This window comes from Rhizobacter sp. SG703 (genome assembly GCF_012275445.1).
Taxonomy (GTDB): Bacteria; Pseudomonadota; Gammaproteobacteria; order Burkholderiales; family Burkholderiaceae_C; genus Rhizobacter.
Genome location: NZ_JAAZQK010000006.1, coordinates 42,079 through 63,453 on the forward strand (window position 1 = coordinate 42,079; position 21,375 = coordinate 63,453).

The 21,375-nt window shown below is 67.8% G+C and carries 22 protein-coding genes and 1 tRNA gene; 9 read left to right on the forward strand and 14 right to left on the reverse strand.

Annotated elements, in window-relative coordinates:
- Nucleotides 1-96: 96 nt before the first annotated feature.
- Nucleotides 97-181: transfer RNA gene (locus FHT26_RS13340), tRNA-Leu, on the reverse strand.
- A gap of 90 nt (nucleotides 182-271) precedes the next feature.
- On the opposite strand from FHT26_RS13340, the gene FHT26_RS13345 reads away from it, so the two are divergent.
- The gene (locus FHT26_RS13345) at nucleotides 272-862 is read left to right on the forward strand and encodes a rhomboid family intramembrane serine protease (RefSeq protein ID WP_168560631.1); all 591 of its coding nucleotides are present in this window, start codon (nucleotides 272-274) and stop codon (nucleotides 860-862) included.
- Between the two features lie 164 nt (nucleotides 863-1,026).
- Entirely contained in the window at nucleotides 1,027-2,046 is a 1,020-nt protein-coding gene (locus tag FHT26_RS13350) for a S1C family serine protease (RefSeq protein ID WP_246867883.1), read from the forward strand.
- 52 nt (nucleotides 2,047-2,098) lie between these two features.
- Here the strand turns inward: FHT26_RS13350 and FHT26_RS13355 are convergent, their stop codons facing one another.
- Nucleotides 2,099-2,995 (reverse strand): NAD(P)H-binding protein, encoded by an 897-nt coding sequence (locus tag FHT26_RS13355; RefSeq protein ID WP_210427390.1) that lies wholly within the window; start codon nucleotides 2,993-2,995, stop codon nucleotides 2,099-2,101.
- 42 nt (nucleotides 2,996-3,037) lie between these two features.
- On the opposite strand from FHT26_RS13355, the gene FHT26_RS13360 reads away from it, so the two are divergent.
- Together FHT26_RS13360 and FHT26_RS13365 are read left to right on the forward strand one after the other, a co-directional pair.
- The gene (locus FHT26_RS13360) at nucleotides 3,038-4,075 is read left to right on the forward strand and encodes a CDP-6-deoxy-delta-3,4-glucoseen reductase (protein WP_168560633.1); all 1,038 of its coding nucleotides are present in this window, start codon (nucleotides 3,038-3,040) and stop codon (nucleotides 4,073-4,075) included.
- Nucleotides 4,076-4,085: 10 nt separating this feature from the next.
- A complete protein-coding gene (locus tag FHT26_RS13365) occupies nucleotides 4,086-5,069 on the forward strand; it encodes a Bug family tripartite tricarboxylate transporter substrate binding protein (protein WP_168560634.1) in 984 nt (327 codons plus the stop codon).
- A 1-nt stretch (nucleotide 5,070) separates the two neighbouring features.
- On the opposite strand, the gene FHT26_RS13370 is transcribed toward FHT26_RS13365, so the two are convergent.
- From FHT26_RS13370 to FHT26_RS13410, 9 genes are all read right to left on the reverse strand, one after another.
- Nucleotides 5,071-5,928 carry a CsgG/HfaB family protein gene (locus tag FHT26_RS13370; RefSeq protein WP_168560635.1) on the reverse strand — a complete coding sequence of 286 codons (858 nt, stop codon included), beginning with the start codon at nucleotides 5,926-5,928 and terminating at the stop codon, nucleotides 5,071-5,073.
- Between the two features lie 172 nt (nucleotides 5,929-6,100).
- Nucleotides 6,101-6,814 carry an ABC transporter ATP-binding protein gene (locus tag FHT26_RS13375; RefSeq protein ID WP_056810375.1) on the reverse strand — a complete coding sequence of 238 codons (714 nt, stop codon included), beginning with the start codon at nucleotides 6,812-6,814 and terminating at the stop codon, nucleotides 6,101-6,103.
- Between the two features lie 11 nt (nucleotides 6,815-6,825).
- Nucleotides 6,826-7,602 (reverse strand): ABC transporter ATP-binding protein, encoded by a 777-nt coding sequence (locus FHT26_RS13380; protein WP_168560636.1) that lies wholly within the window; start codon nucleotides 7,600-7,602, stop codon nucleotides 6,826-6,828.
- A gap of 16 nt (nucleotides 7,603-7,618) precedes the next feature.
- Nucleotides 7,619-8,710: a branched-chain amino acid ABC transporter permease gene (locus FHT26_RS13385; RefSeq protein WP_168560637.1), complete on the reverse strand. Its 1,092-nt coding sequence runs from the start codon at nucleotides 8,708-8,710 to the stop codon at nucleotides 7,619-7,621.
- Nucleotides 8,711-8,728: 18 nt separating this feature from the next.
- Entirely contained in the window at nucleotides 8,729-9,652 is a 924-nt protein-coding gene (locus tag FHT26_RS13390; RefSeq protein ID WP_168560638.1) for a branched-chain amino acid ABC transporter permease, read from the reverse strand.
- Nucleotides 9,653-9,891: 239 nt separating this feature from the next.
- On the reverse strand, nucleotides 9,892-11,211 hold the full coding sequence (locus FHT26_RS13395; RefSeq protein WP_168560639.1) for a replication-associated recombination protein A: 1,320 nt from the start codon (nucleotides 11,209-11,211) through the stop codon (nucleotides 9,892-9,894).
- Nucleotides 11,212-11,217: 6 nt separating this feature from the next.
- Complete coding sequence (gene lolA / locus FHT26_RS13400) at nucleotides 11,218-11,832, reverse strand: outer membrane lipoprotein periplasmic chaperone LolA (protein WP_168560640.1); 615 nt, start codon at nucleotides 11,830-11,832, stop codon at nucleotides 11,218-11,220.
- Nucleotides 11,833-11,845: 13 nt separating this feature from the next.
- On the reverse strand, nucleotides 11,846-14,236 hold the full coding sequence (locus tag FHT26_RS13405; RefSeq protein WP_168560641.1) for a DNA translocase FtsK: 2,391 nt from the start codon (nucleotides 14,234-14,236) through the stop codon (nucleotides 11,846-11,848).
- 184 nt (nucleotides 14,237-14,420) lie between these two features.
- Nucleotides 14,421-15,089, reverse strand: coding sequence for a Crp/Fnr family transcriptional regulator (locus tag FHT26_RS13410; RefSeq protein ID WP_056810359.1), 669 nt, complete (start codon nucleotides 15,087-15,089; stop codon nucleotides 14,421-14,423).
- Between the two features lie 201 nt (nucleotides 15,090-15,290).
- On the opposite strand from FHT26_RS13410, the gene trxB reads away from it, so the two are divergent.
- From trxB to rpmG, 3 genes are all read left to right on the forward strand, one after another.
- Entirely contained in the window at nucleotides 15,291-16,250 is a 960-nt protein-coding gene (gene trxB / locus FHT26_RS13415; protein ID WP_168560642.1) for a thioredoxin-disulfide reductase, read from the forward strand.
- A gap of 212 nt (nucleotides 16,251-16,462) precedes the next feature.
- Nucleotides 16,463-16,714, forward strand: a complete 252-nt coding sequence (gene rpmB, locus FHT26_RS13420; protein WP_168560643.1) for a 50S ribosomal protein L28 — start codon at nucleotides 16,463-16,465, stop codon at nucleotides 16,712-16,714.
- A gap of 14 nt (nucleotides 16,715-16,728) precedes the next feature.
- On the forward strand, nucleotides 16,729-16,896 hold the full coding sequence (gene rpmG, locus FHT26_RS13425; protein WP_047498832.1) for a 50S ribosomal protein L33: 168 nt from the start codon (nucleotides 16,729-16,731) through the stop codon (nucleotides 16,894-16,896).
- Between the two features lie 215 nt (nucleotides 16,897-17,111).
- Here the strand turns inward: rpmG and FHT26_RS13430 are convergent, their stop codons facing one another.
- Together FHT26_RS13430 and FHT26_RS13435 are read right to left on the reverse strand one after the other, a co-directional pair.
- Nucleotides 17,112-18,338 carry a DesA family fatty acid desaturase gene (locus FHT26_RS13430; RefSeq protein WP_168560644.1) on the reverse strand — a complete coding sequence of 409 codons (1,227 nt, stop codon included), beginning with the start codon at nucleotides 18,336-18,338 and terminating at the stop codon, nucleotides 17,112-17,114.
- 174 nt (nucleotides 18,339-18,512) lie between these two features.
- Nucleotides 18,513-19,772, reverse strand: coding sequence for an RsmB/NOP family class I SAM-dependent RNA methyltransferase (locus tag FHT26_RS13435; RefSeq protein WP_168560645.1), 1,260 nt, complete (start codon nucleotides 19,770-19,772; stop codon nucleotides 18,513-18,515).
- Between the two features lie 21 nt (nucleotides 19,773-19,793).
- On the opposite strand from FHT26_RS13435, the gene FHT26_RS13440 reads away from it, so the two are divergent.
- A complete protein-coding gene (locus tag FHT26_RS13440; RefSeq protein ID WP_168560646.1) occupies nucleotides 19,794-20,036 on the forward strand; it encodes a DUF1653 domain-containing protein in 243 nt (80 codons plus the stop codon).
- Nucleotides 20,033-20,692 (forward strand): DUF1345 domain-containing protein, encoded by a 660-nt coding sequence (locus FHT26_RS13445; protein ID WP_168560647.1) that lies wholly within the window; start codon nucleotides 20,033-20,035, stop codon nucleotides 20,690-20,692. Before FHT26_RS13440 ends, FHT26_RS13445 begins: the two co-directional genes overlap by 4 nt.
- Nucleotides 20,693-20,713: 21 nt before the next feature.
- Here the strand turns inward: FHT26_RS13445 and purN are convergent, their stop codons facing one another.
- The gene (purN, locus tag FHT26_RS13450; protein WP_168560648.1) at nucleotides 20,714-21,337 is read right to left on the reverse strand and encodes a phosphoribosylglycinamide formyltransferase; all 624 of its coding nucleotides are present in this window, start codon (nucleotides 21,335-21,337) and stop codon (nucleotides 20,714-20,716) included.
- Nucleotides 21,338-21,375 lie beyond the last annotated feature (38 nt).

The following is a 21,375-nucleotide window of genomic DNA, read 5'->3' on the forward strand; positions in this document are numbered from 1 at the left end:
ATCCGTTTTGATTCAGCTGCCGGCACCCGTACTGCGAGGATCGGCGCGGATTATCGAAGGTTTTGGCGCACTGTGGCGCAGACCAGAAAAGGGTTCTGGTGCCTCGGGTCGGAATCGAACCGACACTCCTTGCGGAACGGGATTTTGAGTCCCGCGCGTCTACCAATTTCGCCACCGAGGCCGGTGCAAGGGGTGAGAGTTTGCCACAGCCTTTCGGGGACAAGCCCAAACCGGGTACGCTTGGCGCCCCATCCCTTGCCGCGGACCTTGCATGCCTTCGTTGCCGCCCGTCACCCAGGCCCTGATCCTCATCAATGTGGGCATGTATTGCCTGCAGTTCGTGTTCGGCTTCGTCGTCGACCGCTTCCTCGCGCTGTGGCCGGTCGGCGGGGGCTTCCTGCCCTGGCAGATCGTGAGCTACGGCTTTCTGCACGGCGGAGTCGACCACCTGATCTTCAACATGCTCGGCCTGTGGATGTTCGGGTCCGAGCTCGAACGCCTCTGGGGACAGAAGCGCTTCCTGCAGTTCTACATGGCCAGCGTCGTGGCCGCGGCCGGCTTCCAGATGGTGGTGGCGTTCGTCATGGGCGCGACCTATCCCACGGTGGGCGCATCCGGCGGGATCTTCGGCTTGCTGCTCGGCTTCGCGATGATGTTCCCGAACCGCGTCATCGTGCCGCTGATCCCGCCGATCCCGATGAAGGCCAAGACCTTCGTGCTGGTCTACGGCGCGCTGGAGTTGCTGTTCGGTCTCAAGGGCTGGCTGCCCGGCGTCGCCCACTTCGCCCACCTCGGCGGCATCTTCGGCGGCTGGCTGATGATCCGCTACTGGCGCGGCCAGCCGCCGTTCGGCCGGCGCTGATCCACCGACGCGGCGTTGATTTCACGCCGCGGAAAGCCCCCGCCTCGCCAAGGGCGCGCCGAAACGCTCATGCTCGTCCGCACGACTGGTCTTGTCCGGAGGGCCTCATGAACGTCATCGACGCCCGGCTTCATGCACTGCGCGGTGCCCTGCACCGATGGGCCATGGGTTGCCTGCTTGCCACCTCGTGCGCCTGCGGAGCGGCCCTCGCAGCCCCACCATCCGGCGATGACGAAGCCACGCTGAAGGAACAAGGCGAGCTGCTGGCCCGCGCCGCGGCCGCGGTGGTCGGCGTGCAGGTTCAGGCGCTCGGCCACGCCACGTCGGCCGAGACGCTCGGCAAGCTGCGCCTCGGCTCGGGCGTCGTGATCGGCACCGACGGCCTGGTCCTGACCATCGGCTACCTGATCCTCGAAGCCGACCAGGTCGACCTGCAGCTGGATTCGTCGCGCGTCGTGCCGGCGCGGGTCGTCGCCTACGACCAGGCCACCGGCTTCGGACTGCTGCAACCGCTGACGCCGCTGCGGCTGCCGCCGGTGCCGCTCGGCGACACCAGCCAGCTCGCGCCCGACGAGCCGGTGATGATCGTCAGCGGCAGCTCGCCGGTCGGCCAGGGCGAGCTGAGCCTCGCGCGGGTGGTGTCGCGGCGCGCGTTCTCCGGCTACTGGGAATACCACATCGACGGCGCGCTGTTCACCGCGCCGCCACGGGCCGACCACAGCGGCGCCGCGCTCTTCAACACCAACGGCGAGCTGCTGGGCATCGGCTCGCTGATCGTTGCCGACGCAGGCGGCGACGACGCACCGCGCCTGCCCGGCAACATGTTCGTGCCGATCGACCTGCTGAAGCCGATCCTGAAGGAGATGCGCGAGAGCGGCAGCACCGCGCTGAGCCATCGGCCATGGCTGGGGCTGAACTGCGTCGAATCGGACGGTCGCGTGCGGGTCGTCAAGGTCAATCGCGGCAGCCCGGCCGAGGCCGCGGGGCTGCAGGCCGGCGACCTGATCCTGCGCATCGACGGTGTCGCGGTCGGCGGGCTGGAGCGCTTCTACAAGACGCTGTGGGGCGGCGGCACGGCCGAGCGCGAGGTCACGCTCGAGGTGCAGCGCGGCGACGAGACGCAGACGCTGAAGGCGCGTGCGACGGATCGAATGAAGACCTTGACGCAGTCGCTCGGCGTGTAATCCGGATGCCAACCCGCGGATTCACGGTCACGATCCCGGATCAGCATCCGGGCTACAGGCCGTCGCGCACCGTGGGGTAGCGCAGCCGCAGGCGCAGCTCTTCGCGCAGCCGGCGGTTGTCGAGGCGGCGCGATTCCGACAGGAACGACATCTGCATCGCCGGCAGCTGCTGCCGGGCCTCGTCGCGCGTGATGCGCGGCGGGCGCGGCAGGCCGCACAGGTCGGCCGCCAGGTCGAAGTAGTCGCCCATCTTCAGCTCGGTGTCATCGCTCGCATGCACGATGCGCTGCGGCAGCCCGCGGTGCAGCGCCGCGATGCAGGCGCGCGCCAGGTCGTCGGCATGGATGTGGTTGGTGTACACGTCGTCCTCCGCGCGCAGCACCGGCGTGCCGCGCGCGACGCGCTCGCGCGGGTGCCCGCCCGGCCGGTCGGGGGCGTAGATGCCAGGGATGCGCAGGATCGTCACCGCGACGCCGAAGCGCCTGCCGTGCAGCCGCAGCCGCGCCTCGGCATCGACGCGCCGGCGTGCGCGGTCGCTGGCCGGCGCGGCAGCACGCGTCTCGTCGAAGCGCGCACCACCGGCATCGCCGTACACGCCGCTGGTGCTGCCGTAGACGATGCGCCGCACGCGCGGCGAGCGGGCCAGCGCCGCCAGCAGCGCCGCGGTGCGCGGATCGTTTTCGCCCTGGCCGGGCGGCGGTGCCAGGTGCAGCACCGCATCGGCCAGGCCGGCCAGCCGGCCGAGCGTCGCCGCCTCGTCGAGGTTGCCCACCAGCGGCCGCACGCCGAGCGCGCGCAGCGCCGGCGCGCGCGCCGGCGACGACGTGAGGGCCAGCACCCGCCAGCGCCCTTGCAACAGCCGCACGACGCGCTGGCCGACATCGCCGCAGCCGACGATCAACAGGGTGGGGCGCTTGAAGCGGGTCGGCAGGTCGGGGCGGAAGGGCATTGGATCGCGGGCAGAATCGGTGGCTGATTTCGAGGTTACCCCATGACTTTCACCGCGACCGTGCAGCCCAGCGGCACGAGTTTCCAGGTCGATCGCGACGAGCCGATCCTCGCGGCGGCGATCCGCCAGGGCGTCGGCCTGCCGTATGGCTGCAAGGACGGCGCCTGCGGCTCCTGCAAATGCAGGCTGCTCGAAGGCCGCGTGATCCACGGCGCCCACCAGGCCAAGGCCCTGAGCGACGCCGAAGAAGAGGCCGGCTTCGTGCTGACCTGCTGCGCCGCGCCGCAGACCGACGTGGTGCTGGAAGCCCGCACCGTCGCCGGCGCCGGCGAGTTCCCGGTGCGCAAGATGCCATGCCGCGTCAACCGCATCGAGCGGCCGGCCGGCGACGTGGCCGTGCTGCACCTGCAGCTGCCGGCCAACGACCGCCTGCGTTACCACGCCGGCCAGTACGTCGAATTCGTGCTGCGCGACGGCAGCCGTCGCAGCTACAGCATGGCGAACGCGCCGCACACGCAGGAGCAGCACCCCGGCATCGAGCTGCACATCCGGCACATGCCGGGCGGCAAGTTCACCGACCATGTGTTCGGCGCGATGAAGGAGAAAGAGATCCTGCGCCTCGAGGGCCCGTTCGGCAGCTTCTTCCTGCGCGAGGATTCGGCCAAGCCGATGGTGCTGCTGGCCAGCGGCACCGGCTTCGCGCCGATCAAGGCGATCATCGAGCACCTGCGCTTCAAGGACAACGCGCGCCCCGCCGTCGTCTACTGGGGCTGCCGCAGCCGCGCCGACCTGTACCTGCACGACTGGATGCTGCGGGCCGCGAGCGAGCTGCCGTGGCTGCGCTACGTGCCGGTGCTGTCCGAGCCGAAGCCCGACGACGGCTGGACCGGCCGCACCGGCTTCGTCCACCTGGAACTGATGGCCGACCTGCCCGACCTGTCCGGCCACCAGGTGTATGCCTGCGGCGCGCCGGTGATGGTGGAATCGGCACAGCGCGACCTGGTCGCCCGCTGCGGCCTGCCCGCCGACGAGTTCTACGCCGATTCATTCACGTCCGAAGCCGACAAGCACCCTGCCTGAGACCCCCTCGATGCAACGCAGACACCTTCTCTCCCTGGCCGGCGCCGCCGCACTGCCCTCCCTCACGACCCTGGCTTCGGCCCAGGCCAGCAAGCCGATCCGGCTGGTCGTGCCCTACTCACCCGGCGGCCCGCTGGACGTGATCGCCCGCGCGCTGGCCGACAAGGTCAAGGACAGCCTCGGCCTGGTGATCGTCGACAACAAGGCCGGTGCCGGCGGCAACATCGGCGCCGATGCGGTCGCCAAGTCGGCCCCCGACGGCCTGACCATCGTGATGGGTGCGGTCGCGACGCATGCGATCAACCCATGGCTGTATGCCCGCATCCCGTACGACCCGATCCGCGACTTCACGCCGATCACCGGCGTCGCGCAGGTTCCCAACGTGCTGGTGATGAACACCGAGACCGCGGCTCGGCTCGGCATCCGCAACGTCGCCGACCTGGTCGCGTACGCGAAGAAGAACCCCGGCAAGCTGAACTACGGCTCGGGCGGCAACGGCAGTGCCGGCCACCTGGCCGGCGAGATGTTCAAGGCGCAGGCCGGCGTGTTCATGGTCCACATCCCGTACTCGGGCGGCAACCCGGCGCAGCTGGCGCTGCTGTCCGGTCAGGTCGACCTGAACTTCGACAACCTGGCGACCGCGTCGACCAACATCAAGGCCGGCAAGCTGCGCGCCCTGGCCGTCACGACCACGACGCGTTCGAGCGCAATGCCCGAGGTGCCGACGATCGCCGAAGCCGGCGGCGGGCTCGCGCGCTTCGACGTCAACACCTGGTTCGGCCTGTTCGGCCCGGCCGGCCTGCCGGCCGACGTGACGCGCAAGCTGAACAAGGCATTCACCGACGCGCTCGCGACGCCCGACATCAAGGCGCGCTTCGCGACGCTGATGGCCGAACCGATGCCGAGCACGCCGGAGCAGTTCGCCGCGTTCGTCAAGCGCGAACGCGCGAAGTACGAAACCGTCGTGAAAGCGTCGGGCGCGAAAGTCGACTGACTTATTTCTTTTTGGTCGGAGCCTGCGGCTGCGATGCCGGCGTCGTGCCGCCATCCACGCCCAGGCGGCCGCCGGTGCCCAGGCCGCCCTTGACGGTCTGCGCCTTGTAGTTGCGCAGCGACTTCACCATCTGGTTGAACGAGTCGGCGAACGCGGTGACGACCACCTTGCCCTGCGGCGTGTTCGCATAGCCGCCGCCACCGCCGACCAGCCCGCCGGTGAAGGCGGCACCGAACATGCCGAAGTCGAAGTTCTTCGCGGTGCCTTCGGCGGCCGAGATCTGCACGCCCGAGCGGTTGTCGATCAGCAGCAGCGTCGTCGACGCTTCATTGCGGCTGACGTTGCCGGCCACCGCGCCCAGCAGGCCCAGCCCGCCGCCGCCGAGGAAGCCCCCGCCGCCGCCGGTCTTGCCCGAGAACTGGATCGCCGGACTCATCGTGTAGTCGGCCGAGACCATCTGGCCCTTGCCGAAGTTGCTGTTGGCGCGCATCTCGCCGCTCTGTTCGAGCGAACGCTCCTTCATCATGTTGTTCATCGCGCCGCCGCGCTCGACGATCACGAAGCAGTTGCTCTGCTGCACCATCAGGCGCAGCACCGGGATGGTCGAGCCGAGCTGGTGCTGGCGCAGCTGGTAGTACCAGGGCGCGGTGGTGTCTTCCTGCACCGCCAGCGTGCCCAGCGATTCGCTGCATTTCTCGAGCTGGCTGTTGTTGTTCTCGGCGGTGCTGCCGCCGGCAGCGCCCGACACGGTGCCCTTGTTGTCGCCCATCGTCGGCATGGTGGAACCGCAGGCGCCGAGCAGCGCGGCAGCGGCGATGACGGCCAGGCTCAGGCCCGACGTGCGCAGGGAAGCATTCATGGGAACTCCTAGGGGTTGTTCGTCGCGGCCCTGTCTCGAGCCGTCTTCGCGACGAAGTATAGGAATGCATCGCAGCGGCGAGAACCACCCAAGCGGGTGGTCCCGATCAAGCAACGCGCCGGGGAACCGGCTTTGCCGGGCCCCTGGCGTGGCGCCCCTTGGGGGCCGTCGCTCACTCCCCGAGGTAGGCGGCCCGCACTTTCGGGTCGTCCAGCAGCGCCTTCGCGTCGCCGTCCATCGTGACCTCTCCCGACTCCATCACGTAGCCGCGGTTGGCCAGCTGCAGCGCGCGGCTCGCGTTCTGCTCGACCAGCAGCACCGTGGTGCCGCGGCTGTGGATGTCGGCGACGACCTCGAAGATCTTGTCGACCATGATCGGCGACAGCCCCATCGACGGCTCGTCGAGCAGCAGCACCTTGGGCTTGGCCATCAGCGCGCGGCCCATCGCGAGCATCTGCTGCTCGCCGCCCGACATCGTGCCCGCCAACTGGTTGCGGCGTTCCTTCAAGCGCGGAAAGATCGCGAACACCTTCTCGATGTCGGCGTCGATCTCCTTGTCGTTGCGCACGAAGGCGCCCATCTGCAGGTTCTCGGTGATCGTCATCCGCGTGAAGGTGCCGCGGCCCTCGGGCACCATCACCAGCCCCTGCTTGACCAGGTCCCACGGCCCCTGCCCCTTGATCGGCTTGCCGAGGAATTCGATCTCGCCGGCGGCCACCGGCTGCAGGCCGGTCACGGCCTTCAGCGTGGTGGTCTTGCCCGCGCCGTTGGCGCCGATCAGGCTGACCAGCTCCCCTTCGTGCACTTCGAACGACACACCCTTCACGGCCTGGATGCCGCCATACGCGACCCGCAGGCCGCCGACCTTCAACAACGTTGCTGCCATGTGGGGCGTCCTCAGTGTGTCTTGTGTCCGGCGCCGAGGTAAGCCTCGATCACCTTTTCGTTGCGTTGCACGTCGGCCGGCGTGCCTTCGGCGATCTGCTTGCCGTAGTCGAGCACGGTGACGCGGTCGCACAGGCCCATCACCAGCTTCACGTCGTGCTCGATCAGCAGGATCGTGCGGCCGTCGTTGCGGATGCGGTCGATCAGCTCGCGCAGCACGACCTTCTCGGTCGCGTTCATGCCGGCGGCCGGCTCGTCGAGCGCGATCAGCTTCGGATCGGTGGCGAGCGCGCGCGCGATCTCGAGCCGGCGCTGGTCGCCGTAGCTCAGCGTGCGGGCCTTGAACTCGGCGTACTTGCCGATGCCGACGTAGTCGAGCAGTTCCTGCGCGCGCTTGGCGATCGCCGCCTCTTCGGCCTTGAAGCCGCTGGTGCGGAACACCGCGCCGATCAGGCCCGAGCTGGTGCGCACGTGGCGGCCCACCATCACGTTCTCGAGCGCCGTCATCTCGGCGAACAGCCGGATGTTCTGGAAGGTGCGCGCGATGCCCGCCTTGGCCACCTCGTGCACCGCGGTCGGCTGGTACGGCTTGCCGCCCAGTTCGAAGCTGCCGGAGTCGGGCGAGTACAGCCCGGTCAGCACGTTGAAGAAGGTCGTCTTGCCGGCGCCGTTCGGGCCGATCAGGCCATACACCTGGCCGGCTTCGATCGCGATGCCGACATCGGAGAGGGCTTGCAGGCCGCCGAAGCGCTTGGAGACGCCACTGACCTTGAGAACAGTTTCTGCCATGCGGGGCTCCTTGTTGTTATTTGGTCGGGACAGGAGCGGCCTTGCCGTGCTCCGGCGACGGCCACAGGCCCCGCGGGCGCGACAACATGATGGCGATCATCGCCAGCGCGATCAGCAGCTGGCGCAGGATGGCGGCGTCGAGCCGCCCATCGGTCATGTTCTGCAGCGGGCCGGCCACGTAGCGCAGCACCTCGGGCAGGGCCGACAGCAGCAGCGCGCCGAGGATCACGCCCGGAATGTGGCCGATGCCGCCCAGCACCACCATCGCGACGATCATCACCGACTCCTGCAGGCTGAACGATTCCGGCGAGATGAAGCCCTGGAAGGTCGAGAACAGCACGCCCGACACGCCGCCGAAGGTGGCGCCCATGCCGAAGGCCAGCAGCTTCAGGTTGCGGGTGTTGATGCCCATCGCCTTGGCCGCGATTTCGTCCTCGCGGATCGCCATCCACGCACGGCCGATGCGCGAGCGCTCGAGCCGGTAGCAGATCAGCACGCTGAAGATCACCAGCGCGAGGAACACGAAGTAGTAGCTGGTGACCGGCGGCAGGTCGACGAGGCCGAACAGGCTGTGGCGCTTGCCGAGGTCGTAGCCGAACAGGTTGAACGAATCGATCTGCGCGAGGCCCTTCGGCCCGTTGGTGATGTTGACCGGCGCGTCCAGGTTGTTCATGAACACGCGGATGATTTCGCCGAAGCCGAGCGTGACGATCGCGAGGTAGTCGCCGCGCAGCTTCAGCGTCGGCGCGCCGAGCACCACGCCGAAGATGCCGGCCACCAGCGCCCCGATCGGGATCGCGAGCCACCACGGCGTGTGCAGCCCGCCCGGGAAGATCTCGGCGATGCGCGGGAAGGTGTCGGCCAGCTGCGGCGATGCGAGCAGGCCGAACAGGTAGGCGCCGACCGCGTAGAACGCGACGTAGCCCAGGTCGAGCAGGCCGGCGTAGCCGACCACGATGTTCAGGCCGAGCGCGAGCAGCACGTACAGCAGCGCGATGTCGAGGATGCGCACCCAGGCGTTGCCGAAGTACTGCGCGATGAAGGGCGCGATCGCCAGCACGATGGCCGCGGCGATCCAGGTCCCGAGCTTGTTGTCTCTGAGGTTCATGGTGGGGTTCCTTGTGCGTCAGGCGCGGTCTGCGACACGCTCGCCCAGCAGGCCCTTCGGGCGCAGCGTCAGCACGAGGATCAGCACGATGAAGGCGAAGATGTCCTGGTAGTGGCTGCCCAGCACGTCGCCGGTCAGGTCGCCGATGTAGCCGGCGCCGAGCGACTCGATCACGCCGAGCGCCACGCCGCCGACCATCGCGCCGGCCAGGTTGCCGATGCCGCCGAACACCGCGGCGGTGAAGGCCTTCAGCCCCGGCAGGAAGCCCATCGAGTGCTGCACCGAGCCGTAGTTGGCGGCGTACATCACGCCGGCCAGCGCCGCGAGCGCCGCGCCGATGATGAAGGTGGCCGAGATCACCGTGTCGGGCTTGACGCCCATCAGGCTCGCGACGCGCGGGTTCTCGGCGGTGGCGCGCATCGCGCGGCCCAGCTTGGTGCGGTTCACCAGGTACATCAGCCCGGCCAGCGTGATCGCGGTGACGACCAGGATCAGGATCTGCACGGTGTTGATGACCGCGCCGCCGATGAAGAAGGGCTCGCTCGGCAGCAGGATCGGGTACGACTTGTAGTTCGGCTTCCAGATGATCATCGCGAGCGTCTGCAGCAGCAGCGACATGCCCATCGCGGTGATCAGCGGCGCGAGCCGCGGCGCGGTGCGCAGCGGCCGGTAGGCGACCTTCTCGATCGTGTAGTTGAGGGCCGAGCACACCACGATCGCGGCGATCAGCGAGATCAGCATCAGCAGCCAGCCCGGCAGGCCGGAGCCGGCGAGCGCGGTGACGACCGTCCAACTGGTGAGCGCACCCACCATCAGCACCTCGCCGTGCGCGAAATTGATCAGGTTGATGATGCCGTAGACCATCGTGTAGCCCAGTGCGACCAGCGCATACACGCTGCCCAGCACCAGACCGTTGATGATCTGCTGGATGAAGGTATCCATGTGAAAAGTCTCCTGCGGAAATCCAAGGCGGCAGCCTTGTCGAATCAAGGAACAGCTGCCGCGCGAAGCCAGCCACCGTTCCTGTAGCAAAAAGCCCGCCGTCGTTATCTGGCGGGCTGCGCTGCACCCTGCTGCACCCAAATGAGGCGGTGGCGGCGGATTCTAGAGGGCGGCCACCGCGAAAACAGGCCTCGGTTACCCGGGCGGAACAGAACAAGTCTCGGCGTTTACCCGGATCGTCAGCGTTTCCTGCTGGACTCCTCGTTCAGCCGACGCAGTTCCTGCAGGCGCTCGCCGATACGCAGTTCCAGCCCGCGCGGCACGGGCTGGTAGAAGCGAGGCGTTTCCATATCGTCGGGCCAGTAGCGCTCGCCGGCCGCGAACCCGCCCTCTTCGTCGTGGGCGTAGCGGTACTCGCGACCGTAGTCGAGGTCCTTCATGAGCTTTGTCGGTGCGTTGCGCAGGTGCAGCGGCACCGGGCGGGTGCCGTCCTGCTGGATGAAGCTGCGCACCGCCTTGTACGCGCTGTAGACGGCGTTCGACTTCGGGGCCATCGCGAGGAACACCACCGCCTGCGCCAGCGCCAGCTCGCCTTCGGGCGAGCCCAGGCGCTCGTAGGTCTCGGCCGCGTCGAGCGCCATGCGCAGCGCGCGCGGGTCGGCCAAGCCGATGTCCTCGCTGGCCATGCGCACCAGGCGGCGGGCCGCATAGCGCGGGTCGACGCCGCCGTCGAGCATGCGCACGAACCAGTAGAGCGAGGCATCGGGATCGCTGCCGCGCACGGATTTGTGCAGCGCCGAGATGGTGTCGTAGAACTGCTCGCCGCCCTTGTCGTAGCGGCGCAGCTGCTCGCCGAGCGATTTCTCGAGCTGGGCTTCGTCGATCTCGGCCGCGCTGCCCACCATGCGCACCAGGTTCTCGTAGGCGTTCAGCAGGCGCCGGGCATCGCCATCGGCATAGCCGATCAGGCGCTTCGCGGCCGGCTCGGTCATCGGCGGCGCGGCCAGCAGCGCGCGGGCGCGCTCCAGCAGCGTCGCCATGTCGGCATCGTCCAGGCTCTTCAGCACGTGCACCGTCGCGCGCGACAGCAGCGCCGAATTGACCTCGAACGACGGGTTCTCGGTGGTCGCGCCGATGAAGGTGAACAGGCCCGACTCGACGTGCGGCAGGAAGGCGTCCTGCTGCGCCTTGTTGAAGCGGTGCACCTCGTCGACGAAGACGACGGTCTTGCGACCGGAGGTGCGGGCTGCGTTGGCGCGTTCGACCGCCTCGCGGATGTCCTTCACGCCGCCGAGCACCGCCGAGATCGCGATGAACTGCGCATCGAACGCATCGGACATCAGCCGCGCCAGCGTCGTCTTGCCGACGCCCGGCGGGCCCCACAGGATCATCGAATGCAGCCGGCCCGATTCGAACGCGACGCGCAGCGGCTTGCCCTCGCCCAGCAACTGCTGCTGGCCGATCACCTCGTTCAGCGTGCGCGGGCGAAGCCGCTCGGCGAGGGGGGCCTGGCGATCGGCCTCAGCTTCATCGAAGAAGGGCAGTTGCGGCTCGGCCATTCACGCTCACTGTTCGATGAGGTCCGCACCCTTCGGCACGGTGAACACGAAGCTGTCGGGTGCGATCGCCGCATTCGCCGCGAAGCCGCTGAACAGCAGCAGCGAGCGCTGGCCGAAGCCGTCGGTGATCTCGATCGCCGCGAGCTCCTTCGCCTTGAAGCCGACGCGCACCGCCTGGAACGCGCTGTCCTTGGCCTTCGGCGTCGCCTGCACCCACGACAGGCCGTCCTTGTCGGGCAGCGGCGCGAGTTCGAAATCCTTCTCGAGCGAGCCGCCGGCCAGCAGCGCGGCCGGCGTCGCGCCGAGTGCCTGCGTCAGCTTGCGCGAGCTGGCCTGGTTCAGGTCGGCGTCGTAGATCCAGACCTTCTGGCCGTCGGCGACGATCAGCTGGTTGACCGGCTTCGCGTAGGCGAAGCGGAAGCGGTTCGGCCGCGCGAACTCGAACGTGCCGCTGGAGTTCTTCTTCTTGACGCCGTCGGGCGCCGTGACGGTCTGCGTGAACGCCGCCTTGCCGCTCTTCACGTCGCGCACGAACTCGCGCAGCGTGTCGACCGCATCGGCGTGGGCCGCGGCGGCAGCGGTGGCAAGCAGCAGCGCTGCCAGCGAGCGGAGGGTCTTCATGCGGGGGAACCGATCATTCATCACGATTGGGCACGACGATGTCGCGGTTGCCGTTGGTGGACATGGCGGTTACGAGCCCGGATTTCTCCATTTGTTCCAGCAGGCGGGCCGCGCGGTTGTAGCCGATGCGCAGGTGGCGCTGCACCAGCGAGATCGATGCGCGCCGGTGCTGCAGCACGATGCCGACCGCCTGGTCGTACATCGGGTCGGCCTCGCCTCCTCCCTCGCCCGCCGCACCCGGAGCGGCCTCGCCGCCTTCGGTGTCGAGCGTGCCGCCCTCGAGGATGCCCTCGATGTAGTTCGGCTCGCCCTGCTCCTTCAGGTACTTGACGACGCGGTGCACCTCTTCGTCGCTGACGTAGGCGCCGTGCACGCGGATCGGCAGTCCGGTGCCGGAGGGCATGTACAGCATGTCGCCCATGCCCAGCAACGCTTCGGCACCCATCTGGTCGAGGATGGTGCGGCTGTCGATCTTGCTGCTGACCTGGAACGACAGGCGGGTCGGGATGTTGGCCTTGATCAGGCCGGTGATCACGTCGACGCTCGGCCGCTGCGTCGCGAGGATCAGGTGGATGCCAGCCGCGCGCGCCTTCTGCGCCAGGCGGGCGATCAGCTCCTCGATCTTCTTGCCGACCACCATCATCAGGTCGGCCAGCTCGTCGATCACGACGACGACGAAGGGCAGGCGCTCCAGCGGCTCGGGCTGCTCCGGCGTCAGGCTGAACGGGTTGCCGAGGATCTCGCCGCGCTCGGCGGCATCGGCGATCTTCTTGTTGTAGCCGCTCAGGTTGCGCACGCCCAGCTTGCTCATCAGCTTGTAGCGCCGCTCCATCTCGCCGACACACCAGTTCAGCGCATTGGCCGCGTGCTTCATGTCGGTGACGACCGGCGCCAGCAGGTGCGGGATGCCCTCGTAGACGCTCATTTCGAGCATCTTCGGGTCGATCAGGATCAGCCGCACGTCGCGTGCCTCGGCCTTGTAGAGCAGGCTCAGGATCATCGCGTTGATGCCGACCGACTTGCCCGAGCCGGTGGTGCCGGCCACCAGGCAGTGCGGCATCTTCGCGAGGTCGGCCACCACCGGGCCGCCGACAATGTCCTTGCCCAGGCCCATCGTCAGCTGCGACGACGCGTCGTTGTAGACCTGCGAGCCGAGGATCTCCGACAGGCGGATCGTCTGCCGCTTCGCGTTCGGCAGCTCGAGCGCCATGTAGTTCTTGCCGGGGATCGTCTCGACGACCCGGATGCTGACGAGGCTCAGCGAACGCGCCAGGTCCTTCGCGAGGTTGACGACCTGCGAGCCCTTCACGCCGGTGGCCGGTTCGATCTCGTAGCGCGTGATCACCGGCCCCGGCGACGCGGCCACCACGCGCACCTCGACGCCGAAGTCCTTCAGCTTCTTCTCGATCAGCCGCGAGGTCATCTCCAGCGTCTCGGGCGTCACCGTCTCCATGCGACCGGGCGCGGCGTCGAGCAGGTCGACCTGCGGCAGCCGGGTGTCGGTGAGCTCGGTGAAAAGCGGCTTCTGGCGCTCCTTGACGACCCGCTCCGACTTCGGCACCTCGACCACCGGCGTCTCGATGACGATCGGCGCGTGGTCTTCGGCCAGCTGGTGCTCGACCTCGACGACATGCTCACGCTCGCGCAGCGCCTGTTCGCCGAGGCGGTGGTCTTCGGCGCGCTCGATGCGCTCGACGCGGCGCTCGCGCAGCGAATCGATCCAGGCGCCGATGCGCTCGGCCAGGCGCACCCAGGAGAAACCAAATGCAAGTGCGCTGCCGGCCACCAGCATCGCGATCCACAACACGCCGGAGCCGGCGAAGCCGAGCAGCTTCATGCTGGCCGGGCCGAGCAGGTAGCCGAGCACGCCGCCGGCGTGGCCGCCGGCGACGAAGCTTTCCCATTGGTAGAGCCGCGTCCATTCGAGCGCAGTGCTCGCCACCATCAGCAGCAGCACGCCGACCCAGAAGGCCCACAGCGGGCGGCGCTTGTCGCGCGGGCCCGCATGCTCTTCGCCGTGGCGCAGCAGCCGGGCCAGCGCCGAGAGCCACGCGCGCGCGGCGATCGCCACCAGCCACCAGGCCGAGTAGCCGAACACGACGAACGCGATGTCGGAGAACCAGGCGCCCAGCGAACCGGCCTTGTTCAACGCGGCAGCGGCGGACCCGGAGGTGGAGAACGCACTGTCGGCCGCCTGGTGCGTGGCCAGCGCCAGCACCGCCAGCAGCCACAGCACGCCGCCGATCAGCACCGCGAGCTGCGTGCGCAGGCCGGCGCGGTCGACGTCGGCATCACCGCCGCCGGTGGCGGAGCGAGTGTAGGTGCCGCCGGCGTGGGCCGGGGCGGCATGGTTCGGTGCGGCAGCGCCGCCGTCGGCACGAAGCGATCCGAGCGGAAAAGTCATCCAGGCATTGTGGCCGATCGAGCCAGATCATCCAGCGGCCGCCGCGGAACCGGCTTCGCCGGGCCGCTGGCGGCGCCAACCACCAGAGTTGGTTGGGTCTCGTGCCGTCCAAGTCCGCGCAGGCGGCCTTGGAGCCGCGGCACTCGGCCCCTTGAGGGGAAGGCGCGCAGCGCCCTCGGGGTGGTCAACCACTTGTCAGGCGCTCCTTGATGATCACCGAGCCGTTCTCCTGCGTCTCGACGATGCCGCGGTCTTCGAGGTCCTTCATCACGCGGCTGACCATCTCGCGCGAGGCGCCGACGATCTTCGCCAGGTCCTGGCGCGACACCTTGTTGCGGATGATCTTCACCTCGCCGTCCATCTCGGACATGTCGAGCAGCGATCGCGCGACGCGGCCGTAGACGTCGAGCAGCGCGAGCGATTCGATCTGGCGGTCGGCGCTGCGCAGCCGCGACACCAGGCCGCGCATGATCGCGTACGACAGGCTCGAATTCTCCGGCAGGCAACGCGCGAACTCGGCGCGGCCGAGGATCAGCATGTCGGTCTGCACCTCGGCGCGGACGGTGGCGGAGTGGGGTTCGTTGTCGATCAGGCTCATCTCGCCGACATAGTCGCCCGGCTGCAGCACCGCGAGGATGACCTCTCGGCCGCGCGAATCGGACGTGAGCACGCGGGCCCGGCCGGTCAGCAGGATGAAGAGGGCATTCGACTTCTTGCCATGCTCCACGACGATTTCACCGCGACGGAAGCGGCGCTTGACCACGCTGTCGGCGATCGCCGTCGCCTGCTCGTTGGTGAGCATCGAGAACAGCGGTACGCGCCGAATGAGGTCAAGATTGGACAACATGGCCATCGAACTTCCTCCTGTTTGGGGTGGTTGCCGGCAAACGTGAAAAACTCACAGTTCCTACAATTTCGCTATTGTCACCATTACGCAGATTGACACCAGCCGGAGTCAACCCCATGTCAGACTCGGCGGCGTTTTTCTCTGTCGATCGCTGCATTTCGCTGCCTTTGCGCCACGCGCGCCCACCAGAATCCGTCGAGCTTCTTCATGAACAGCACCCCCAAGCATGCCCAGGTCCTCATCCTCGGATCCGGCCCGGCCGGCTACACGGCCGCCATCTACGCGGCCCGCGCCAACCTGAAGCCGATGCTGGTGACCGGCATCGCGCAGGGCGGTCAGCTGATGACGACGACCGAGGTCGACAACTGGCCGGCCGACGTGATGGGCGTGCAGGGACCGGAGCTGATGCAGCGCTTCCTGGAACACGCCCAGCGGTTCAACACCGAGATCGTGTTCGACCACATCAACCAGGTCGACTTCTCGAAGCGCCCGTTCACGCTGAAGGGCGACTCCGGCACCTACACCTGCGATGCGCTGATCATCTGCACCGGCGCGTCGGCCAAGTACATCGGCCTGCCGTCGGAAGAGGCGTTCATGGGCCGCGGCGTCAGCGGCTGCGCGACCTGCGACGGCTTCTTCTACCGCGACCAGGACGTGTGCGTGGTCGGCGGCGGCAACACCGCGGTCGAGGAGGCGCTGTACCTGTCGAACATCGCCCGCAAGGTGCACCTGATCCACCGCCGCGACAAGTTCCGCGCCGAGGCGATCCTGATCGACAAGGTGGCCGAGAAGGTCAAGGCCGGCAAGATGGAACTGCACCTGTGGCAGACGCTCGACGAGGTGCTGGGCGACGCGTCCGGCGTGACCGGCGTGCGGCTGAAGAGCACGCAGGACGGCAGCACCCACGACCTGACGCTGAAGGGCTGCTTCATCGCGATCGGCCACCAGCCCAACACCGACATCTTCAAGGGCCAGGTCGAGATGAAGGACGGCTACATCGTGACGCGCAGCGGCCTGGGCGGCTTCGCGACGATGACCACCGTGCCGGGCGTGTTTGCCGCCGGCGACGTGCAGGACCACGTCTACCGCCAGGCCATCACCAGCGCCGGCACCGGCTGCATGGCGGCACTGGATGCGCAGCGCTTCCTGGAGCAAGGCATCGCCTGAACTGGCACCTGGCCAAAAAGCTGGCTATAATCGCGGTCTTTGCCGAAAGCGGCAGGCCGTTCAGTGAAGTTCAATGAAGGGTCTGGAACGCGCTTTCGAAGAGGCATCCACCAAGCCACAACGGTCACGTCGACTCCGGAAACCCCGGCCCAGACGATCTGAAGCCTGCTCTGGGTGCCACTCCTGAAACGAGATTCAAGTGGAGAAGCGTCATGGCACGCGTCTGTGAAGTAACGGGTAAGGGCCCGATGACGGGAAACAATGTTTCCCACGCCAACAACCGTACCAAGCGTCGTTTCCTGCCGAATCTGCAGTACCGCCGCTTCTGGGTCGAAAGCGAGAACCGTTGGGTTCGTCTGCGCGTTTCAGCCGCAGGTCTGCGCCTGATCGACAAGCATGGCATCGAGAAGGTGCTGGCTGACAAGCAGATCGCCGACAAGCAACAAGCCGCCGGCAAACACTGATTTAGGAGCTGATCATGGCAAAAGGTGGACGCGAAAAGATCAAGCTGGAATCGTCAGCCGGCACCGGTCACTTCTACACGACCGACAAGAACAAGAAGACGACGCCCGAGAAGATCGAGATCATGAAGTTCGATCCGAAGGCTCGCAAGCACGTGATGTACAAGGAAACGAAGCTGAAGTAATTCGGTTGCGCTTCACCAGAAACCCGCCCGGCGCATCGCCCGGCGGGTTTTTTGTTGACCAGAACCGATCGAGCAAGACCCATAGCCCGCATGCCAATCCGGGACGCCCCTGACTGGAGCTCCCGCCCGATCCGCACACCCCGATCAGACAACGCCCCGGCAGACGTAAAAAAGCCCGCTCGAAGCGGGCCTTTTCGACAGGAGGCAGAGAAGCCTCAGGCGTGCGCAGCGCGCAGCTTGACCGCAAACTCCTGCAGCGCGGCAATCCCGCTCTCTTCGGCCTTCTTGCACCAAGCCTGCAGATCGGCCACCAGCTGTTCTGCCGACACGTTGGTGCGGGTCCAGAGCTGGCGCAGTTCTTCGCGCATCGTCACCAGTTTCGACAGCGCCGGGCTGTCGGCACAGACGCTGGCCACCTGGGCCTTCACGTGCGCCGGGATCTTGTCCTCGTCGCGGTGCAGCCAGCGGCGCGCCAGGCGCATGTTGGCCAGCTTGGCGCTGCCGGCGGCGACACCTTCGGCCTTCAGGCGCTTGACCTCGGCCCGGCATGCATCGCGCAGCCCGCCGGCGTACTTGGCCATCACCTCGTAGCGGTTGGCGATGATCGCCTCGAGCGTCTTCGAATCGGCGACCGGCCTGACGTCGCCCAGGCGCAGCATCGGCGGCGTCTTGCGGACCTTGGCCAGGCCGAGCATCTCCAGGCCGCGGATGTAGGCCCAGCCGATGTCGAACTCGTATTTCTTGACCGACAGCTTGGCCGAGGTCGGGTAGGTGTGGTGGTTGTTGTGCAACTCCTCGCCGCCGATGATGATGCCCCATGGCGAGATGTTGGTGCTGGCGTCGACCGCCTCGAAATTGCGGTAACCCCACCAGTGGCCCAGGCCGTTGATGATGCCGGCTGCGGTGATCGGGATCCACGCCATCTGGATCGCCCAGATCGTGGCGCCGATCGCACCGAACAGCGCCAGGTCGATGATCAGCATCACGCCGACGCCCTGCCAGCTGTAGCGGGTGTAGAGGTTGCGTTCGATCCAGTCGTCCGGCGTGTTGTGGCCGTACTTCGACAGCGTTTCCTGGTTCTTGGCTTCGGCGCGGTACAGCTCGCTGCCGGTCAGCAGGACCGTCTTGATGCCGTGCGCGACCGGGCTGTGCGGATCATCTTGCGTCTCGCATTTGGCGTGGTGCTTGCGGTGGATCGCGACCCACTCCTTGGTCACCATGCCGGTCGTCAGCCACAGCCAGAGCCGGAAGAAATGCGACGGCACCGCATGCAGGTCGAGCGCGCGGTGAGCCTGCGAGCGGTGCAGAAAGATCGTGACCGATGCAATCGTGATGTGGGTCAGAACCAGCGCGATGATGACAATTTGCCACCACGTGGTTTCGACCAGGCCGTTCGCCAGCCAGTTCACCAGAGCATCCCAGACCGTCATCAACAGGTTCATCAAATCGCCTTTGCACCGTCACACAAGAAACGGGTCCCGCATTGTAGGGGGACCCCTCCACAAACAACCCGCAGAAAGAGCGGGGTTTGCACCATCCAGTTCCGCAGATGACCGCCGGCTGACCGAAATCAAGCCCACCATGTTGGCGCTCACTGACTAATTTCGTCAGGCAGCTCAGCGGCGTTCCCAGACGGCGGCGAAGAACCCGTCGGTCTGATGCCGGTTCGGCCAGAGACGTACGAAACCGTTGGTGACGAGTTCGGCCGGCGTGCCGGCATGCGCCTTCTCCAGCACGGCCGCGGCGTCCAGCGGGGCGAACTCCCGGGCATGCGATTCGGCGAACGCCTGGGCGATGTCCTCGTTTTCGGCCGCCAGCAGGCTGCAGGTCGCGTAGACGAGCCGGCCGCCGGGCTTCAGCAGACGGGCAGCGCTGTCGAGGATCGCCGTCTGCTTGACCCGCAGTTCCTCGACCGATTCCGGCGACTGGCGCCATTTCAGGTCGGGATTGCGGCGCAGCGTGCCCAGGCCGGAGCACGGCGCGTCGACCAGCACGCGGTCGATCTTGCCGGCCAGCCGCTTGATGCGATCGTCGCGCTCGTGCGCGATCTGCACCGGGTAGACGTTCGAAAGCCCGCTGCGCGCCAGCCGCGGCTTCAGCGCCGCCAGCCGGTGCCCCGAGGTGTCGAAGGCGTAGAGCCGCCCGGTGTTGCGCATCGAAGCGCCGAGCGCCAGCGTCTTGCCGCCCGCGCCGGCGCAGAAGTCCACCACCATTTCGCCGCGCTTCGCATCGGTGATCAGCGCGAGCAGCTGGCTGCCCTCGTCCTGCACCTCCACGTCGCCCGCCGTGAAGACCTCGAGCTTGTTGACCGCCGGCTTGCCCTGGATGCGCAGTCCCCAGGGCGAGAACGGCGTCGGCTGCGCGTCGATGCCCTTGGCCGCCAGCGCGGCCTGCACGTCCTCGCGCTTGGCCTTGAAGGTGTTGACGCGCAGGTCCAGCGGCGCGCCCTCGTTCAGGCTGTTCACCAGCGGCCAGAATTCCTCGCCGAGCGCGGCCTGCAGCCGCTCGGCCAGCCAGTCGGGCAGGTTATGGCGCAGCTTGTCGGGCAGGGCCGCGGTATCGACCGCCTGCACCTTCGGCAGCCAGTGCTGCTCGAAATCGTTCATCGCGGCGCGCAGGAAGCCGTCGTTGCCCTGCCAGCCCAGCAGCGCCAGCCGGCGCTCCATCTCGCCCTTGCCCGACTGGGCCAGGTGCTGGAACAGCAACCGCTTGCGCAGCACGGTGTAGGTGGTCTCGGCCAGCGAGTGGCGCTCGCGGGCACCGAGTTCGCGGTGCTCCTTGAAGAAGGCCGACACGACGCTGTCGGCAGGGGTGTCGAATCGAAGCACGCGGTGCAACAGTTCGGTGGCGTGTTCGAGCAGGGCGTTGGGATGCATCCCCCGATTATCCTTGCCGCCATGACCGAGCCCGACCTGCCGCCCCTGCCCACCCTGCCCCTGGGCCTCTACCGCCACTACAAAGGCGGCGAGTACGAGGTGATCGGCGTCGCGCGGCACAGCGAATCGCTGGCGCCGATGGTGGTCTACCGGCCGCTGTACAACGACACCGGATGGTGGGTGCGGCCGTTCGAGATGTTCGTGGGGACGGTCGAGATCGATGGTGTCGTGCGCCGGCGCTTCGAGCCGATGCCCGCGCCATGAGGACACTGATCGCGCAGCTTCGCGCCCGCCCGCACCTGCTGCTGTCGGCCGGCGTCGGCGTGCTGGTCGCGGCGCTGGCGCCCTTGCCCGGCCATGCTGCACCCGACCTGCTGCTCGGCTGGAACGTCGCCATGTGGCTGTACCTCGCCCAGGCGTTCTGGATCATGTCGCGGGCCGACCACCACCATCTGCGCCGCACCGCGGTCGCGCAGGCCGAAGGGCATGGCGCGGTGCTGGTGGCGGTGATCGCGGCCGCGGCCGCGAGCCTCGCCGCGATCGGCGTCGAACTGTCGAGCGCCAAGGGCGCCGCGCCGCAGCAGGCGCTGCCGCACATCGCGTTCGCGCTCGTCACGGTGATCGGCGCCTGGCTGCTGCTGCCCACGCTGTTCGCACTGAGCTATGCCAGCACCTATTTCGCGCACGACGCCGGGCCGGCCGACTGCGGGCTGGTGTTCCCCGGCGACCCGAAGGCGCCGCGCCACTACTGGGATTTCCTGTACTTCTCGTTCACGATCGCGGTCGCGTCGCAAACCGCCGACGTCGCGATCACGCACAGCGCGATGCGCCGCACGGTGCTGATTCAATCGTTGCTGTCGTTCGCGTTCAACACCGCGATCCTCGCGCTGGCGATCAACATCGCCGCCGGCCTGATCTGACGCTGTATCTCGAAGCGCGGCCTACAGCAGCTGCGACTCGCCCGCCGTGTGCGTGACGACATCGCCGTCGACCCGCAGCAGGTCCTGCACCAGCCAGCGCACCGCGCGCGGGTACATCACGTGTTCGCGCGCCAGCACGCGGGCCGACAGGCTGGCCTCGGTGTCGCCCGGCAGCACCGGCACGGCGGCCTGCGCGATGATCGGCCCGTGGTCCAGCGCCGGCGTCACGAAATGCACCGTCGCACCGGCCAGCTTGCAGCCCGCTTCGATGGCACGGCGGTGCGTGTGCAGCCCCGGGAATGCCGGCAGCAGCGACGGGTGCACGTTGATCATCCGGCCGGCGAAACGCGCGACGAAGCCATCGCCGAGGATGCGCATGAAGCCGGCCAGCACCAGCACGTCGGGCGCGAAGCCGTCGATCACCGCGGCCAGCTCGGCGTCGAAGGCCTCGCGGTCGTCGAAACGCTTGTGGTCCACCGCCACCGCGGCGATACCGCGCTCGCGCGCGAATGCGAGCCCCGCGGCATCGGGCCGGTTGCTGATCACCGCCGCCACCTGCGCCGGCCAGCCTTCGGCGGCACAAGCCTGCACGATGGCTTCCATGTTGGAGCCCCGGCCGGAGATCAGGATCACGATGCGTTTCATCGGCCGGCAGTGTATTACCCCACCTACAATGCGCCGCA

Excerpts from the sequence above, each read along its gene's own strand:
- trxB (WP_168560642.1), top strand. The coding sequence starts at position 15,291 with ATGAACAGCACCCCCAAGCATGCCCAGGTCCTCATCCTCGGATCCGGC.
- FHT26_RS13355 (WP_210427390.1), bottom strand. The coding sequence starts at position 2,995 with ATGCCCTTCCGCCCCGACCTGCCGACCCGCTTCAAGCGCCCCACCCTG.
- rpmG (WP_047498832.1), top strand. The coding sequence starts at position 16,729 with ATGGCAAAAGGTGGACGCGAAAAGATCAAGCTGGAATCGTCAGCCGGC.
- FHT26_RS13395 (WP_168560639.1), bottom strand. The coding sequence starts at position 11,211 with ATGGCCGAGCCGCAACTGCCCTTCTTCGATGAAGCTGAGGCCGATCGC.
- rpmB (WP_168560643.1), top strand. The coding sequence starts at position 16,463 with ATGGCACGCGTCTGTGAAGTAACGGGTAAGGGCCCGATGACGGGAAAC.
- FHT26_RS13375 (WP_056810375.1), bottom strand. The coding sequence starts at position 6,814 with ATGGCAGCAACGTTGTTGAAGGTCGGCGGCCTGCGGGTCGCGTATGGC.
- FHT26_RS13350 (WP_246867883.1), top strand. The coding sequence starts at position 1,027 with ATGGGTTGCCTGCTTGCCACCTCGTGCGCCTGCGGAGCGGCCCTCGCA.
- FHT26_RS13370 (WP_168560635.1), bottom strand. The coding sequence starts at position 5,928 with ATGAATGCTTCCCTGCGCACGTCGGGCCTGAGCCTGGCCGTCATCGCC.
- FHT26_RS13435 (WP_168560645.1), bottom strand. The coding sequence starts at position 19,772 with ATGCATCCCAACGCCCTGCTCGAACACGCCACCGAACTGTTGCACCGC.
- FHT26_RS13430 (WP_168560644.1), bottom strand. The coding sequence starts at position 18,338 with ATGAACCTGTTGATGACGGTCTGGGATGCTCTGGTGAACTGGCTGGCG.
- FHT26_RS13365 (WP_168560634.1), top strand. The coding sequence starts at position 4,086 with ATGCAACGCAGACACCTTCTCTCCCTGGCCGGCGCCGCCGCACTGCCC.
- FHT26_RS13380 (WP_168560636.1), bottom strand. The coding sequence starts at position 7,602 with ATGGCAGAAACTGTTCTCAAGGTCAGTGGCGTCTCCAAGCGCTTCGGC.
- FHT26_RS13445 (WP_168560647.1), top strand. The coding sequence starts at position 20,033 with ATGAGGACACTGATCGCGCAGCTTCGCGCCCGCCCGCACCTGCTGCTG.
- FHT26_RS13410 (WP_056810359.1), bottom strand. The coding sequence starts at position 15,089 with ATGGCCATGTTGTCCAATCTTGACCTCATTCGGCGCGTACCGCTGTTC.
- FHT26_RS13440 (WP_168560646.1), top strand. The coding sequence starts at position 19,794 with ATGACCGAGCCCGACCTGCCGCCCCTGCCCACCCTGCCCCTGGGCCTC.
- FHT26_RS13385 (WP_168560637.1), bottom strand. The coding sequence starts at position 8,710 with ATGAACCTCAGAGACAACAAGCTCGGGACCTGGATCGCCGCGGCCATC.
- FHT26_RS13360 (WP_168560633.1), top strand. The coding sequence starts at position 3,038 with ATGACTTTCACCGCGACCGTGCAGCCCAGCGGCACGAGTTTCCAGGTC.
- FHT26_RS13345 (WP_168560631.1), top strand. The coding sequence starts at position 272 with ATGCCTTCGTTGCCGCCCGTCACCCAGGCCCTGATCCTCATCAATGTG.
- FHT26_RS13390 (WP_168560638.1), bottom strand. The coding sequence starts at position 9,652 with ATGGATACCTTCATCCAGCAGATCATCAACGGTCTGGTGCTGGGCAGC.
- purN (WP_168560648.1), bottom strand. The coding sequence starts at position 21,337 with ATGAAACGCATCGTGATCCTGATCTCCGGCCGGGGCTCCAACATGGAA.
- FHT26_RS13405 (WP_168560641.1), bottom strand. The coding sequence starts at position 14,236 with ATGACTTTTCCGCTCGGATCGCTTCGTGCCGACGGCGGCGCTGCCGCA.
- lolA (WP_168560640.1), bottom strand. The coding sequence starts at position 11,832 with ATGAAGACCCTCCGCTCGCTGGCAGCGCTGCTGCTTGCCACCGCTGCC.